This window comes from Neptunitalea chrysea, from assembly GCF_027924145.1.
GTDB lineage: Bacteria > Bacteroidota > Bacteroidia > Flavobacteriales > Flavobacteriaceae > Neptunitalea > Neptunitalea chrysea.
Genome location: NZ_BRVP01000029.1, coordinates 23270 through 37709 on the forward strand (window position 1 = coordinate 23270; position 14440 = coordinate 37709).

The 14440-nt window shown below is 30.2% G+C and carries 17 protein-coding genes; 2 read left to right on the forward strand and 15 right to left on the reverse strand.

What is annotated here, in order from left to right; all coding sequences use genetic code 11:
- The first annotated feature begins 21 nt into the window (after positions 1–21).
- Positions 22–399, forward strand: coding sequence for a Fur family transcriptional regulator (locus tag NBRC110019_RS15320; protein ID WP_281756307.1), 378 nt, complete (start codon positions 22–24; stop codon positions 397–399).
- Positions 400–483: 84 nt separating this feature from the next.
- On the opposite strand, the gene NBRC110019_RS15325 is transcribed toward NBRC110019_RS15320, so the two are convergent.
- The 9 genes from NBRC110019_RS15325 to NBRC110019_RS15365 form a co-directional block, all read right to left on the reverse strand.
- A complete protein-coding gene (locus tag NBRC110019_RS15325) occupies positions 484–1122 on the reverse strand; it encodes a hypothetical protein (protein WP_281756308.1) in 639 nt (212 codons plus the stop codon).
- Between the two features lies 1 nt (position 1123).
- The gene (locus NBRC110019_RS15330; RefSeq protein WP_281756309.1) at positions 1124–1633 is read right to left on the reverse strand and encodes an RNA polymerase sigma factor; all 510 of its coding nucleotides are present in this window, start codon (positions 1631–1633) and stop codon (positions 1124–1126) included.
- 380 nt (positions 1634–2013) lie between these two features.
- Complete coding sequence (locus NBRC110019_RS15335; protein WP_281756310.1) at positions 2014–3039, reverse strand: S41 family peptidase; 1026 nt, start codon at positions 3037–3039, stop codon at positions 2014–2016.
- Positions 3029–3478: a MarR family winged helix-turn-helix transcriptional regulator gene (locus tag NBRC110019_RS15340; RefSeq protein WP_281756311.1), complete on the reverse strand. Its 450-nt coding sequence runs from the start codon at positions 3476–3478 to the stop codon at positions 3029–3031. Before NBRC110019_RS15340 ends, NBRC110019_RS15335 begins: the two co-directional genes overlap by 11 nt.
- A 217-nt stretch (positions 3479–3695) precedes the next feature.
- A complete protein-coding gene (locus NBRC110019_RS15345) occupies positions 3696–4472 on the reverse strand; it encodes a SusC/RagA family TonB-linked outer membrane protein (protein ID WP_281756312.1) in 777 nt (258 codons plus the stop codon).
- Positions 4473–4551: 79 nt separating this feature from the next.
- Positions 4552–5364: an abortive infection family protein gene (locus tag NBRC110019_RS15350; protein ID WP_281756313.1), complete on the reverse strand. Its 813-nt coding sequence runs from the start codon at positions 5362–5364 to the stop codon at positions 4552–4554.
- Between the two features lie 141 nt (positions 5365–5505).
- Entirely contained in the window at positions 5506–6960 is a 1455-nt protein-coding gene (locus NBRC110019_RS15355) for a serine hydrolase (RefSeq protein ID WP_281756314.1), read from the reverse strand.
- Positions 6961–7157: 197 nt separating this feature from the next.
- Positions 7158–8009, reverse strand: coding sequence for a DUF7687 domain-containing protein (locus NBRC110019_RS15360; protein ID WP_281756315.1), 852 nt, complete (start codon positions 8007–8009; stop codon positions 7158–7160).
- Positions 7996–8247, reverse strand: coding sequence for a helix-turn-helix domain-containing protein (locus NBRC110019_RS15365; protein ID WP_281756316.1), 252 nt, complete (start codon positions 8245–8247; stop codon positions 7996–7998). Before NBRC110019_RS15365 ends, NBRC110019_RS15360 begins: the two co-directional genes overlap by 14 nt.
- Positions 8248–8330: 83 nt before the next feature.
- Between NBRC110019_RS15365 and NBRC110019_RS15370 the strand changes: the two genes are divergently transcribed.
- Positions 8331–9209, forward strand: a complete 879-nt coding sequence (locus tag NBRC110019_RS15370; protein WP_281756317.1) for a Dam family site-specific DNA-(adenine-N6)-methyltransferase — start codon at positions 8331–8333, stop codon at positions 9207–9209.
- Between the two features lie 210 nt (positions 9210–9419).
- Here NBRC110019_RS15370 and NBRC110019_RS15375 read toward each other — a convergent pair whose 3' ends face one another.
- From NBRC110019_RS15375 to NBRC110019_RS15400, 6 genes are all read right to left on the reverse strand, one after another.
- Positions 9420–9911: a phosphoribosylaminoimidazolesuccinocarboxamide synthase gene (locus NBRC110019_RS15375; protein WP_281756318.1), complete on the reverse strand. Its 492-nt coding sequence runs from the start codon at positions 9909–9911 to the stop codon at positions 9420–9422.
- On the reverse strand, positions 9889–10077 hold the full coding sequence (locus NBRC110019_RS15380; protein ID WP_281756319.1) for a hypothetical protein: 189 nt from the start codon (positions 10075–10077) through the stop codon (positions 9889–9891). The genes NBRC110019_RS15375 and NBRC110019_RS15380 overlap by 23 nt, the downstream gene beginning before the upstream one ends.
- 289 nt (positions 10078–10366) lie before the next feature.
- Entirely contained in the window at positions 10367–11884 is a 1518-nt protein-coding gene (locus NBRC110019_RS15385) for an amidohydrolase family protein (protein WP_281756321.1), read from the reverse strand.
- Positions 11885–11886: 2 nt separating this feature from the next.
- A complete protein-coding gene (locus NBRC110019_RS15390; RefSeq protein WP_281756322.1) occupies positions 11887–12324 on the reverse strand; it encodes a MarR family winged helix-turn-helix transcriptional regulator in 438 nt (145 codons plus the stop codon).
- Between the two features lie 210 nt (positions 12325–12534).
- Positions 12535–13695 carry an acyltransferase family protein gene (locus NBRC110019_RS15395; protein WP_281756323.1) on the reverse strand — a complete coding sequence of 387 codons (1161 nt, stop codon included), beginning with the start codon at positions 13693–13695 and terminating at the stop codon, positions 12535–12537.
- A gap of 176 nt (positions 13696–13871) precedes the next feature.
- A partial coding sequence (locus NBRC110019_RS15400) for a hypothetical protein (protein ID WP_281756324.1) occupies positions 13872–14440 on the reverse strand: 569 nt, incomplete at its 5' end.

Sequence of the window (14440 nt, forward strand, 5' to 3'; positions counted from 1 at the left end):
TTGCGAATAAATCGCATTTACATGGAAAGAAGAAATACACCAACCAAACAAGCTGTATTAGAATTGCTCGTAAAATCAGGTAAAGCAATGAGTCGAGAGGCTATTGAAAAAGAAATTACCCAGAATATTAATCGAGCTACAATTTATCGTGTTTTGAATCGATTTTGCGAAGATGACGTTTTACACAGAATTGTTGCAGAAGATGGCAAACAATATTTTGCTGTTTGTGTAAATTGTTATGATAAGGTGCTTTCAGGTCATCATTTTCACTTTAGATGTGTGAAATGTGATACTATTGAATGTCTCCCGATTGCTGTTGAGTTTTCTATTTCAAATAGTTACCAAGTAGATAATGTAAATTGTGTTTTATCGGGAACTTGTAAGGATTGTTCTGTCTGATTTTAGTTGCCCATAACGGTTAGTATATGAAGCGTAGCATCCCGCAGGGTGCTATGATTTCATATACATTGTTGGCAGTAGTTTTTATTCATTTTTTATTTGTTGTTGCATTTTTTCAATGCTTTCTAAAGTTGGTTTTACATCTTTATTTAAAGCTCGTTTATTTATCCAAAAAGTAAACGTATAAAATAAAGCAAGACCTATCAAAGTTATAATTTTAAAATTGGAGCTAAGTGGTAATAAGCTTTCAGCAACACTATTAGTCCAATTATAATCGATTGGATTTTCTAACCCTAGAATAAATATAAAATTCATAATAAACGGTGGAATAGCATACCAATACAAAGCAGAATCTAATAAACTAGATTGTTGTAACATAATTATTTTCTGATTACTAAGTTGTTCAGCTACTGTTAAGGAAAAATCAGTTTTAGTATTCTGTAATTTTGATTTTCTAAATTTTACAATAACAAGTACAAACCAAGCAATTGTCAAACCACAAGCTACTTTAGTAATAGGAAATGGGATTTCGAATAATAAATATCCAAAAAGGAGTATTCCAATTATTGAGGCAGAAATCTCTCTAATATCTCTACTTCTTATTTTTTTCTGGATACTATTTATTTTAGTATTCAATTCTTCATTCAACTGTTTTGTTTCAATTGATATTCGTTTTGATTGAGAAGAATTATTCCAAATATCTTTTAATTCTTGTTCTAACATTTTAGTTGATTTTTGGAGTGATACATTCAAATATTTTTTTTCTAATACGCTTCATTTTAACTGCGATATGGTTTTCTGACAACCCTGTGATAACTGCAATTTCTTTATAGGACAAATCATCTAAATAAAGTACAATAAGAGATGTGTCAGTTTCATTTAAAGCTGAAATGCATTCTTTTAAATACTTGATTTTTTCTTGCTCAGAAGTGTCAATTTCTTTTTCTATTGGTGTAAAATGAATAGATTCAAACCTATCTGTCTTGCTATAATTTTTTTCAAGTTTCATTTTTGAACGCAAGCAAACATTAATAGTGATTTTATATATCCAAGTATCTATAGAAGAATTACTTTTAAAGGAGTCAAGAGATTTCCAAATTTGATAAACTACTTCTTGAAAGAGGTCCTGAGCTTCTAATGGAGGAACAGCATAAATATTACAAATCCTGTATATTTTATGCTTGTTCCTTTCAAGAATTTCTTCAAAATATTTATCCTCTTTCCGTTTGTGCATTCTGTTTTTTTAAATTGTTTTTAGATGAGCTTATAAGCAAAAACTCAATAAAAAACCCACAGATAAGTATAAGACTAATTTCTTTGTAAGACTCACCCAGTATTTGGTAGCAAATTATTAGAAGAATAGCCCATACAATGCTGCTTATGATTTGAATACGTGTTAAAATTTGAATTAATTTCTTTGTGTTTTCCATTTTCTTAAAATTTAAATTATTGTTTTATTAGTGTCTCTATTATTGTTAGTGACAGGTTTTAAGAAAATATGACAGAAAACTGATTTTTTATTTTAGAGTGCTGTTAAATTACTGCCAACGGTTAGTATATGAATCGTAGCATCCCGCAGGGTGGTATGATTTTATATACATTGTTAGGCAACGTTTATTTTTCTAACTCTATTTTTAGCCCTCTTATTTTTTCTTGCACCTCTTTTTCAGTTAGTTCCATTTTGGCTTTGTTATTCAAAAGTTTTTCTAAAGCCAAACCGTGTGCCATATTTAAGGCTTTTTCGCTTTTTATTTTCACGTCTAAATCAACACCTTTATGCTCCCAATTAGATTGCGTTATTGCGTTTTTTACTTCTGATATCGGAACAAATAGATGAAATAAATTATCAATATAAAATGCTTTTACAGGATTTGCTGCTCCGTAGGTTTTTTCACCTATTATAATTGCTCCTTTATTCTTTTGCAGTTCATAAGCTAAAGCTTCAGCAGCTGATATTGTTCTATTATTTACTAGTATGTAAATAGGCTTATTTAAGTACTTCTTTCCGCCAACTTTTTTATTGGTATAGGATATATTTGTTTTGTTATTGAACCTAGTATAACTTTCACTTATTTTTGTTTTTTTTGTGAAGAAGTAACTTAAAAACTGCTTAACCATTTCGCCATCACCTCCATTATTGTCCCTCAAATCTAGTATGAGAGCATTGGTATTGGATACAAAATCCATAGTTGCATTCAGCGTTTGAATCGCACTTTTATTTGCTGGTGGAAAGCCGGTGTATTGGATATATCCTATATTACCATCAAGCCGTAAGATTTTTTCAAATCCATAATTCCATTGTTTGTTAATGGCATCATATTGTTTAAGAAGTTCTTTTTCGTTTATTTCTTCTTTTTTTTCGATTGGACGGTAAAGTACATTAAAATGTAAATCATTGCCATTTTTGGCAAGATATGAAGATAGAGAATCTGCAAATTCTTGATTAGTAAACTTATCGAATGTTTTGTTCTTTATTTCTATGTTTAACTTTTGAGAAAGTTCTTTGCCAATATTTTCAAATATATAATATGCTTCAATTTTATCAGCAATCTCTTTTAATTGAGCGCTACGATTATTATGAGTTTGTGCATTTATATTTAAAGTAGTAATCAACAATATTAGATAGATGCTAGTTTTCATTGTCTATTGTTTTACAATTTTGTGTTATTTTTTTTAAAATTTTAAAAAGCTGCTCTTGCTCTTTATAAGATATGTTTTTTAAAGCCGTTTCTCTATTGAGTTTAATCATAGGTGTTAATTTCTCAATGATTATTTTTCCATTCTCTGTGATTTTAAGCTTTGCCTTTCGCTTATCTATTTTGTCTAATGTTTTGGTTAGGTAGTCTTTTGAAATCATTAAGTTTATAATTCTAGTCATAGACGCATAATCTTTAAAAATCAAATTTGCAATTTCAGTTTGGGTATTATCGCTATGGCTAATAATAATTAAGATTAGAGCTTGATCAATAGTGATTTTGGGAACTATACTCGAAATATTATATTGACTTAATTTTCGATAAGCTTTTATTGTTTCCTCAATAGAGTAGAGAACAGTTTTTGTTGGTGTATTAAAACTCATTATGTTTGATATGTCAAGCAAATATATAAGAATATACTTGATATGTCAAGTAATAGTGTTTGTTTTACCTACAATGTTTATGTGATATGTTGCCTAACGTGTTTGTATATGGTTTGTTGCGTGTTTTAAGCACCTAATTTAGCAAATAAAAACCGAATAGAAAATCCGCGAGGATTTTCGTAAGTAGGCTAGAACTAGCAATAAATTATATACGGTGTTACCTGCCGTATTTTTTCCATATTTTTTTAAATCTTTTTTCAGATGTCAATAGAAGTACAACTCCATTTATAGCTCTCGAACCATAAATACTTGCCGATTCTTCTTTGGTTAAATATTTAATAGTATAAGTTTCCACTAACAACAATTCTTTTAATGGTTCTCTGTTTTTTAAAGGTCTTCCATTCACAACAATAAGAGGTTCAGGATTTCCAATTCCACCATCTCGTATTTTAATTTTTACATTCGGATTAGAGTCCGAAATTTTTACTCCATAATTGCTATCTGTACTATCTGGATTGTAGTTCAGAACTTTGAAAACCAAAGAGTCCACATATTTATATACCTTTTGTTCAGATAGTTTGTCAAAACGCATAAGTTTGAATTCGGACTTAACATCTTTGTTCAGTTCTATGATTCTGAACTTATCTGCTATTTTTTTGTCTTGATAATATTCTATAGTTTGTCCAAAATCCGTTTTTCGTAATTTAATTTTTTGCGTTGAAAAACCTTTTGTGGCTTTAGCTCTGGCTGTGCAAATATTTACTTCAGTCAGTTTGAAAGTCCTATTTTCTTTTTCCCATTTTATTTGTTCGCAGTCTCTTTTTTCTTGTTTGGGATTTTTAATTCGGCTCGTAAATCGGATTGTGTCATTTTTATGGTATTGCCCAAAATCATTATCAGAATACCATTCTCCATCTAATTCCTTTTTCTTAATTTGAGAGAAACAGAAGTTAGTTAAAAGTAAAAAGCCTAATGTTAAAGCAGTAATTTTCATTTGTGGTTATATGGCAGGTAACGGTTTGGCTATGCGCAGTATCCCGAAGGGTATTGCGTATAGGTGTTGTTGTACTGCGTTATTTTTTTTGATATTCTTTACTGTCTAATAAGAAGTCAACTAATGTCATAGTCGAATTCACCGCTAATCTAGCGTGGTGTTTCATAGTTTTAAATTTATTGGCATGTCTGTCGCCTGAATTATTGCTAAGTCCTGCTAAACCTCTTGTGATTGAATCTAATCCGGAAAGAATTTGAATGATAGTTTGTGGTAAAATTTTTGGGTCAATGTTCAAGTTTAGAATTTTCTTTACTTGTTTATAAAGATTTTCAAGCTTTCCATCATTCTTAATTTCTTTTCCTTCATGCTGTTCAATTATTTCAATCATCACAGCTTCTGCCAAACTACGAGCATTAGTAATTGCCCCATTAAAATCTCCTTGGTCAATTTTATTATGACACTTTGTTATTTGCTCTTGAATAAATTCATGATTAAGACGTTTAACAGTTTCAGGTTCAACGATTATCCCCTTTGAGTCATGGACTTTGAAAAAGTCGCCAATTTTTTTCAATTCGAACCCCTCACATCTTAAGTAATCATTGATTGGTTTAATTTTTTCGTTAAGTCTTTCAGGGTCAGCACCTGCTTCCATTAAGTCTCTTGGGTCAACTGAGTTCTCTATTATCAATTTTAATTCTTGTGTGCCGTTGAATTGTCTCACTTTTTCTTCGGTATATCTCCATCTACTTGGAAAACCTTCACCATATTGGTCATCTGCTCCGAATTCAACAAAAAAGTCGACTAGTTGTTGACCTGTTTTATAAGGCAGTATTTGATTGTCCCCACAAAGGGTTTTTCCTAGGAATTTTATTGTTCGTTCAGTTACTTTCATTTATTTGAGCAGTGTCTTTTCTAATGCAGTACAACGGTTTTGTGTATGGTTAGTTGCGTGTTTAAGCAACTAATTTAGTAAACAAAAACGAACGCGAGAAAATTCCGAAGGAATTTTCCAAATAAGCACTTGCCAAAGCAATTAATTATACACGGTGTTGCCATTAGTTATTTTTCCGATTCTGTTTATCATTTCTTCAGCATTAGTGTTTTCGGGATTTAGTTCTAAAGATTTCTGATAGTTAGTTTTTGATAATTCAAACTGATTATTTAAAAAATAACTTTCCGCTAAACTATCATATGTATTCGCAGAATATGGGTGCTCTTGAATATTTAATTCAAAAATTTTGATAGCATAATCAATCTCTTTTTTTTGCAATAAAGCATAACCTAAATTGTTTAATGTAGCTTCATAATCTAAATCTGGATGTTTGTCTTTTATTTCAAAGTAGTTGTTTTTTGCTTTTTGAAAATTCATTTTCAAAAATTCTGTAATAATATTTTCATCAGATAAAGCAGGCTTGTTTATTAATTTTGGTTCAATTATTCCAGCAATATGTTCGATTACTGAATTATGAATTGGATAATATTTATGTCCATTCGAGAGGTAGATAATTGTAATATCTTGATTGATAAATTTTCTAAAACCAGTTTGCATTCCGCCAGTAAAACCATAAGAATTTATATTGTTAGTCAGATAAGAATCCCACCCATATAAAAATACTCTTTTGTCATTTTTAAATTCATATGGTTGCCACATTATTTCCTTTGTTTCTGGTTTTAGAAACTCATCTTCATCTAGTTTTTTATTCCATAAAATCAAAGCGTCTAAAGAAATATTTAACCCATTACAAGCGTGTCCTCTTTTTCCTCCAATTATATCTTTTTTCTTTAACTTTCCTAATTCATTATCGTAGTCATAGCGATATACTCTGTTGGATATTTTATTAGCAAAGTTTGAAGATAACAATACATTATTTTCAGATTGTGAAAATTGATTTTTTAAAATAAAATTATCAAATGTAGTTCCTGTTACTTTTTCAATAATTTTTGAGAGAAACCAAAAGTTTGTTTGATTGTATTCCCATTGATTTCCTTTTTCAAAATGAATAGGTTCTTCTGTTATTTTTGAAAGTATTTCGTCATCGCTTATTTCCCCATCATAAAGACTAAAGTCTGGGAGACCTGAACTATGTGTTATTAAGTTTCTAATGGTAATGTCTTGCCATTTCGTTGGCAGGTTTTCGATGTATTTTGAAATCGTATCTTCTAATGAAATTTCATTCTGTTCGACCAACTGAAATATAGCTGTAGAAGCGATTAGTTTTGATATAGAATAAACAGGGAATAATGTTTTATCGTTAATTGGGCTTTTATTTTCAAAATTTTCTACTCCAAAATAACCTTTGTAAACTACTTCATTGTTTTTGACAACTGCTACTGCTAAACCTGGAATTTGATGAACCTGAATTTGCTCTTCGAGATAGGTGTTAACTTCTTCTTTGAGCTGATTTGAAGCAGTTGATCTTTCGTTGTTTTTACAAGAACTAATCAAGGTGATTGATAAAAGGAACACTATAATTTTTATTACTTTCATTGTTTGGATTTTTCTATAAGACTATGAGGTTAACTAAATGTTACATTTTTTAATTAATGGCAACGTCTCCGTATATGAAAAGTAGCAGTTTTTATACACTAATTTTTCAGTTTATAACAGACTTTTTATATATTCACTTACTTTAGTTTTAGCACTTAATCCGCTATTTTTTATATACATTGTTGGCAAATCGTTATTTATTCATCGTTAGCCCAAGTTTTTACTATTTCAGGTAGTCTGGTTACAACCTCTTTTCCAAAAATGACTTCAGTCACTAATCCCATATGTATTGTGTCAATCAAACGACATAGATAAGAACGTCCCATTCCCCACCAAGTAAAATGGTCATCCACGAATAGATAATGCTTTACTTCAATTCCTGTATTTACTTTAGTTTCCCATAATTCCCATCCATCCAATTGAGTTTCATAAACTCCATCAGCGACACGACTTCCAAAAGTTGTTGTGTAGTAATACTCTTTGATTTCCCAAATTGCTTTTGGGTCAATCACAGAAGGAAATGCTCCATCAACTCTACGAGATAAAGTTCTTATTGGAAAACCATCTTGGGTTATTGCTGTAAGTTCTTTAGGGTCGTAATCGCAATCCAACTCGCCTTTGTTCTTTTCGACAATCATATTGACTAAACCCGTTAAAAAAGAGTGGTCTTTTTTTTCGTTCTTTTGTTTGTTCATTGGAAGCGGACACTTTGGTTTGTTCGCTTTTTTCATTTCGTAGAACAGTTTTTTGGCTTGGTCTTTATTCATAAGATTCGGCTCAACTTCGTTTGTCAAAATGTCTCCTCTGAATTGCATATAATCAACAACTAACTGACCAAAATCAGTAAGTTTGTCCTTTTCAATAAGTCTTTTAGTTGATAAACCTTCATCTGAAAATACTCTTATAATGTCTTCTATACTCGGAACAACAAAACCGCCTTCTGGATTCTTTTTAGTTTTTCTAATTGTGTAACCTAATCTTTGATTCAGTAGCTTGATATTAGCCCAAAATTCCAAATCAAGATTCTCAAATTTATTATTTGCTTTCATTCACGTTTTTTTCAAATTCTGCAACAAATTCCGATAATGTTGCTCCCATTGCCTCAACAACTATTTTTAATTCTACTAAATCTAAACCTCTTTCTCCTGTTTCAATCTTACTTACAAAAGATTGAGGAACGTCTAAAATATCAGCCAAATCAGTTTGTTTTAAACCAGCTCCCATACGAAGACTATATAATGTCTTTGTAAGTGCAAGTTGTCCTTTTTTGAGTGCCTTCTTATTCACAATGCTAAAATATATCCTATTTTCGGATATCCGATATTAGGATAAGGACACAATTAGTATTACATTTACCGAAAATCTTAATTATGCAGTTAACACTCGATAGTAAATTCGCTACTTATACACCACCAAAAAGCCAATTGTTGAAATGGGTTGGAAACAAACAAAGATTTGCATCTGAAATCGCAAGATTTTTCCCGACTGATTTTAATACTTTTTATGAACCTTTTCTTGGTAGTGGTGCTGTAATGGCAACAGTTGCTCCAAATATTGGTGTTGGTTCCGATGCCTTTTTACCATTAATTGAGATTTGGCAACAATTAAAATCTGACCCAAATGGTTTGGTTGATTGGTATGCAGAAAATAGAAATAAAATAAATGGTGAAAACAAAAAAGAAGTTTACGAAAGTGTAAAAGCATCTTTTAATGCAAATCATAATGGTAAAGATTTTTTGTTTTTGACAAGGTCTTGTTATGGTGGAATTGTTCGTTTTAGAAAGAGTGATGGTTATATGAGTACACCTTGTGGACCTCACACACCAATTTCAGTTGATAGTTTTGCAAAAAGGGTTCAGAATTGGAAAGGTCGAATGAAAAATGTGAATTTTATTCACGCTGATTACAAAGAGGTATTTGAACTTGCTCAAGAAGGAGATTTAATCTATTGTGACCCACCATATAGCCATAGTCAAGGAATTTTATATGGTGCTCAATCTTTCAAATTAGAAGATTTGTTTGTAGAAATTGAAAAAGCCAAAAATAAAGGTGTTCGAGTTGCTTTGAGTATTGACGGAAGTAAGAAGTCTGGAAATTATCTTTGTGATTTACCAATTCCAGAAAATGTTTTCGAGGAAGAAATTTTCGTTAGTGTCGGACGCTCAATGTTGAGAAGATTCCAAATGGAAGGTCAGACTTTAGAACAGGAATTAGTCTCGGATAGACTGCTTTTGAATTATGCCGTATAATGTTTGCCAACGTCTCGGCTATGGTTAGTGCGGGAATTAAAAGTAGTAAACTTTCGATTAAGCACTTAGCCAAAACTTTTTATTTTGTTTTATCTTTTTCGTTTTAAAGCCAAATCAAAAGATTTGGCGGACTTTCTTAAAAGCACTAAACTTTGGGTTAAGTACAAAAACCCGTATTAACTATAGCCATTGTTGGCATTTCGTTATTTTTTATTCATTCAGTAGTTTTTCTTCTGTCATTATCCTTATAGCTTTTTCGGTTTCATTTTGTCCGTCTGTCATTGAACCTGGAAGCATTATTAATCTTTTTTTTATTTTTTCATTATCATCTTCAAATAGGACTTCAAATTGAGAGCGAGTAAGTCCGAATATTGCTTTTTTCAATTTAATTCCTTTGATTTTATTTCTTTCAATTATTGGTGTTGCTGAATTGTTCAGACTTGTAAATATTCCGTAAATTAAAAACAAACCAATTATTCCGTATAATACCGACATAGAAGTCTGTCCTTTTTGAAAACTACTAAATGCAGAGTAAAGCAGGAATAAAGAAAGTCCACCGTAAATTAATAATATTCGGCTGATATTATTTCCGACAGTCACTTTTGCTACGTTTCCAATTATTCCGTCTCTTGTTAGAATAATTTTGTCCGGTAAAATATGACAAAATCCTGTTTTAGTTTTAAATATCTTTTCTGTTTCCATTTAGTTTTATTTTCAGCACATCAGTGCCTGCAATGGATGTTCCAATAGCCCAAACTGTTTCAATTGTAGATGTTACTCCATTCATTACTCTTGTTCTGACTTTATTGACTCTTCTTTTAACTTGCTCCATATCTGTTTCCTTTTTTTTATTTGTTAATTGGCTCAATATGAACCTTAAAATTATTAAACTAATTACTAAAAAGGCTACTGGAACAAAACCATTGCAGTGCAAAGAGGCTACCCCGAAGGATTTCTTAAATATCTTATAATTATTTTATCTCGTTTCTGTTTTTTTTAATGAATGCCAACGGTTGGTATAAGGTTAGTGGCGTGTTTAAGCAACTAATTTAGTAAACAAATACTTGCCAGATGAAAATTCCGAAGGAATTTTCCAAGTACGCTCTCACTAGCCATTAATTTTATACTTTGTTAGCTGTAGTTTTTTATTCATTCTTTTAATGTCTATTATCTTTCATTAACCTAATGAACATTTTTACGGAAATAGATAGTCCATTTATTCCCGATGAATTGTCTTCAACATACTTTTTCATAGTATCGATATCTTCTTTAGTATATATATTCCCATTGAAAAAAAGCGATTCAATTGAAGTCGTATTTTTAATATCTAATAATGGATTTTTATTTAGAATTAATAAATCGGCTATTTTTTCTTCTTCTATGCTTCCATAATCTTTAGAAACTTGAAAGTATTCTGATGGATTTATGGTTGCACAAGCTAAGGCTTCCGCTGGCGACAAACCTGCTTTAACTAACTCTTCAAGCTCCCTATGCAAACTAATCCCTGGGAATGAGTATGGGTCATATGAATCTGTTCCTGCTAAAATTTTTACCCCTTTTTTATGAGCTAATCCTGTTAGTTCTAATCCTTTCGTGTAAAAGCTATTCAAGTAATCTTGGTATCCTTCTTTTTTCGCATATTCTTTCATTCCGCTTACGTCATCTTTCCATATAAAAGATACTAAATGTGGAATATATTTTAAATTCTCATCATTCAAAAAATCTTGATTATTAGTTAGTGCTTCATATTTTCGAGTAATATGTGTTGGGCAGAAATAAGTTTCGTTTTTTACCATTACATCAACTAATTCATAGAATTTTGCATAGTCAAAACTTTTTAACATTTTGATTGACGAAGGTTTATTCCTTTCATCAAACTCTTCATCTGCATACATAGCTCTGTAATATTCACGATTTTTATCCGCTTCTGAGTTTGCGTGTTTTAAAAATAAATGAGCGTGTTCAAAACTACGTTGTCCAGCATTTGATGCATCTATTGGATTTATAACATTTGGATAATGACCTGCGAAGACAACACCTTTACTTTTGGCGACTTTCGCTAATTCAAAATATCTTTTAGATAGGATTCCTGAATAAATTTTTATAAAAGTCCTTTTATCATTTGCTGTTCTATTTATTACGTCTAAAACATTTTGTTCGTCATAATTTGCGCCAACAATTTCATCAGCAAAACCAATTAATCTTGGACCTAATAATGTTTCAGATTCTATTTCTTTTCGCCATTTAATACGTTCTTCATTTATATTAACGACGCCTTGCATATCTCTAATATTTGTAACCCCATTTGCAATATGTAAAGGCATTATTACTTGTGGCGCAATTTGAAATGCTAAATGAGAATGCATATCCCACAAACCTGCTAGTGCATATTTCCCTGTTCCATCAATAATTTTAGTGTTTTTGTCTTTTGAAATAGAATCATTTAAAGTGATTTTTATTATTCTGTTATTTTTAATAACAATAGTTTGATTTTTTAGGATTGAGTCATTCGCAACATCTACAATATTAATGTTTGAAATAGTATAACTGTTGTTGTCTGCCTTTTGACTTAACGGTTTTGATATTGGATATAGATATAAAAAAAGAATAACGATTAATAGTAATCCGACTAATATTAATAAGTATTTAAATGTTTTTAAAATTATTTTTTTCATTATTATTTTGTGTTGCAGTTGTTTATTATCTTGTTTAAAGTGTTATTTAATTGTGTTATTTCTTGTTTTGTAATTCCAATTAGAGCAGATTCTCTGTTGGTCAAAATTATATTATTCAAATCCGTAAGTATTTTTTTACCTTTTGCAGTAATGTTCAAATTGTATTTTTTTCTATCTTCTTTATCTACAAACCTTTCTAAATAGTCCCTTTTCGTCATTAATTCTATCATTCTTGTTACCGAAGCATTATCCTTGAACATTAATTCACCAAGTTCTTTTTGGGAAAATTCAGGATGTTTGTTTAGGAATATCAAAAGAAGAGCTTGGTCAATAGTGATTTTGTCAATCGTTTTATTCAGATTTCGTTGAGCAAATCTGCGATATTCTTTTATAGCTTTCTCAATGGTATAAAAAATAGTCTGTGATGGTAATTCAATCATTATCTTTTTATTTGATTCAAAAATATTTGATATATCAATTAAATGAAAATAATATCTGTTTTATTTGATGTTACAATGTTTTTTTAAATTACAGCTAACGTTTACGTATAAGATTAGTGGCGCGTTTAAGCACCTAATTTAGTAAACAAATACTTGCCATCGGAAAATTCCGCAGGAATTTTCCAAGTAGGCTAGAACCAGCCATTAATTTTATACTTTGTTGTAACCAGTTTTTTTTGTTTTTTTCATTCCAAATAAAAACCTCATTGTATTATTAGGTCGAATAAATAGATGATATATAAGTACACAGATTGAAAAACAAACTAAAAGTAAAAATACATATTTAAACGCTGTATTATCTGGTGTTTGAACAACATAAAAGCCAATAACAACAATAATGGTCTGATGAAGAATATAAAACGGATAAACAGCCTGATTACAATAGGTTAATAAATCACTTTTTTTATTTAAATATTTTTTACCATATCCTAAACTAGTTAACACCCAAGCCCAAGCATTTAAATTTATTAGAGCAATGAAAATGTAAGTTTGAGGTTTTGTTATCCAATTATCCCACAAATCGAATGGTTCCCAACCATTCCACCTAATTATGTTGATGAAAAGAATTAGTAAAAAAGCAGTTCTTAAGTATAACCGTCTTTTTCGTTCAATTTGCTCAAGAATAATTGGGAATTTATACATTAATACTCCAATAAAAACAAAAAATATAAAGAACGAATGTCTTGCCCAATCGTTTATTAAATCGTGCGTAGTTTCAAATCGAGTTGCTAAAAAAGTATAAGGGACTATAGCTAAAAATATAATAGGAATTATTGAGTAATCTTTATTAAAAAAAAGTTCAAGTCTATTTCTTATATTCTTTTTGCTTAGATATGATGATAATGGTATTGATAAAATATTATAAAAGAATAAATAAGGAATAAACCAAAGATGTAACCAATGAAAATTACCTTCTGGATACCACTTGAACTTTAAAAAAGTTTGATAAAATTCAAGATAATTAAAATTTACTCCTTGTAATTTTCGTTCAAAATAGATTTGTGGTGCAACTAACAAGAAAGTCCAAATCATAGTTGGGATAATGAGCCTTTTAAATCGTTGATAAAAAAATTGTCGTTGACTCATTTTTTCAAGAAGTATGGCAGAAACAAAGCCTGAAACAAGAAATAACAATGGCATTCTAAATGAGGACATCCAATAATTTAATTCCATTAAAACATTGCTTGATGAAACATCCTTAATATGCCAGCTATTTTCTGCCACGAAAATCATATTTACGTGAAATATGAACATCATTAATATTGCAATAACTCTTAAAAAATCAATATAGTAGTATCTGTTTTTCGTCATTTTTAGGTTGGTATTTTAGATTTATGACGATTTAAATCGCAAAATGTTACTTGTGATGTCAAATTGGTTACAACGGTCTTGGCTATGAGTAGTTGCGTGGGTTAGTACTAACTTTTGCAAGTACACACCAAACTGAAAATCCGCGAGGATTTTCAGAAGTAGGCGAGAACAAGCAATTACTTATAGCCATTGTTGTGCACTGGCATTTTATTTTTTAAATGTTCTATAATTTCTTCATAACTATCTAAATAATTCCCATTATGAGGAAATTCCATAACAGTTACTCCAACTGATTCAAATAAGCCTTTTGTAGCTTCTTCTATTTGGTCACAGTAGAAAAAGATTTTATTTTTTATTCTTTTGGACACTTCGTTATCTCTTAATAACCTTGCTCTTTTGGTTAGAATCCACCATAAATCAATTTCGCTGAAATGAAATGAAAATCCAACGATGTGAATATTTGAGTTAAAGAATAAATCTACCCAAGATATTTCATCAAATTCGTTTTTTAATAGTTTCTTTTTGATGGAATCTACTTTTTGGGTTTCTCCATTTTTTTCAAAAGTGTAAAAGCCTTTGATATAACTATCTATTTTTCCTATTTCTCCACAATAATGGTCTAATCCCAGCATTATTGTTTTTGGTTTATCAATCTCTCCGTGAATATGCCAAATATTAGTATTGTGTTGGTTGTTTATATGAAATTCAATTTTTCGTCTAATACTATAAATATCTTCTGAACTCT

Coding starts and splice junctions, on each gene's coding strand:
- NBRC110019_RS15320 (WP_281756307.1), top strand. CDS start 22: ATGGAAAGAAGAAATACACCAACCAAACAAGCTGTATTAGAATTGCTC.
- NBRC110019_RS15325 (WP_281756308.1), bottom strand. CDS start 1,122: ATGTTAGAACAAGAATTAAAAGATATTTGGAATAATTCTTCTCAATCA.
- NBRC110019_RS15330 (WP_281756309.1), bottom strand. CDS start 1,633: ATGCACAAACGGAAAGAGGATAAATATTTTGAAGAAATTCTTGAAAGG.
- NBRC110019_RS15335 (WP_281756310.1), bottom strand. CDS start 3,039: ATGAAAACTAGCATCTATCTAATATTGTTGATTACTACTTTAAATATA.
- NBRC110019_RS15340 (WP_281756311.1), bottom strand. CDS start 3,478: ATGAGTTTTAATACACCAACAAAAACTGTTCTCTACTCTATTGAGGAA.
- NBRC110019_RS15345 (WP_281756312.1), bottom strand. CDS start 4,472: ATGAAAATTACTGCTTTAACATTAGGCTTTTTACTTTTAACTAACTTC.
- NBRC110019_RS15350 (WP_281756313.1), bottom strand. CDS start 5,364: ATGAAAGTAACTGAACGAACAATAAAATTCCTAGGAAAAACCCTTTGT.
- NBRC110019_RS15355 (WP_281756314.1), bottom strand. CDS start 6,960: ATGAAAGTAATAAAAATTATAGTGTTCCTTTTATCAATCACCTTGATT.
- NBRC110019_RS15360 (WP_281756315.1), bottom strand. CDS start 8,009: ATGAAAGCAAATAATAAATTTGAGAATCTTGATTTGGAATTTTGGGCT.
- NBRC110019_RS15370 (WP_281756317.1), top strand. CDS start 8,331: ATGCAGTTAACACTCGATAGTAAATTCGCTACTTATACACCACCAAAA.
- NBRC110019_RS15375 (WP_281756318.1), bottom strand. CDS start 9,911: ATGGAAACAGAAAAGATATTTAAAACTAAAACAGGATTTTGTCATATT.
- NBRC110019_RS15385 (WP_281756321.1), bottom strand. CDS start 11,884: ATGAAAAAAATAATTTTAAAAACATTTAAATACTTATTAATATTAGTC.
- NBRC110019_RS15390 (WP_281756322.1), bottom strand. CDS start 12,324: ATGATTGAATTACCATCACAGACTATTTTTTATACCATTGAGAAAGCT.
- NBRC110019_RS15395 (WP_281756323.1), bottom strand. CDS start 13,695: ATGACGAAAAACAGATACTACTATATTGATTTTTTAAGAGTTATTGCA.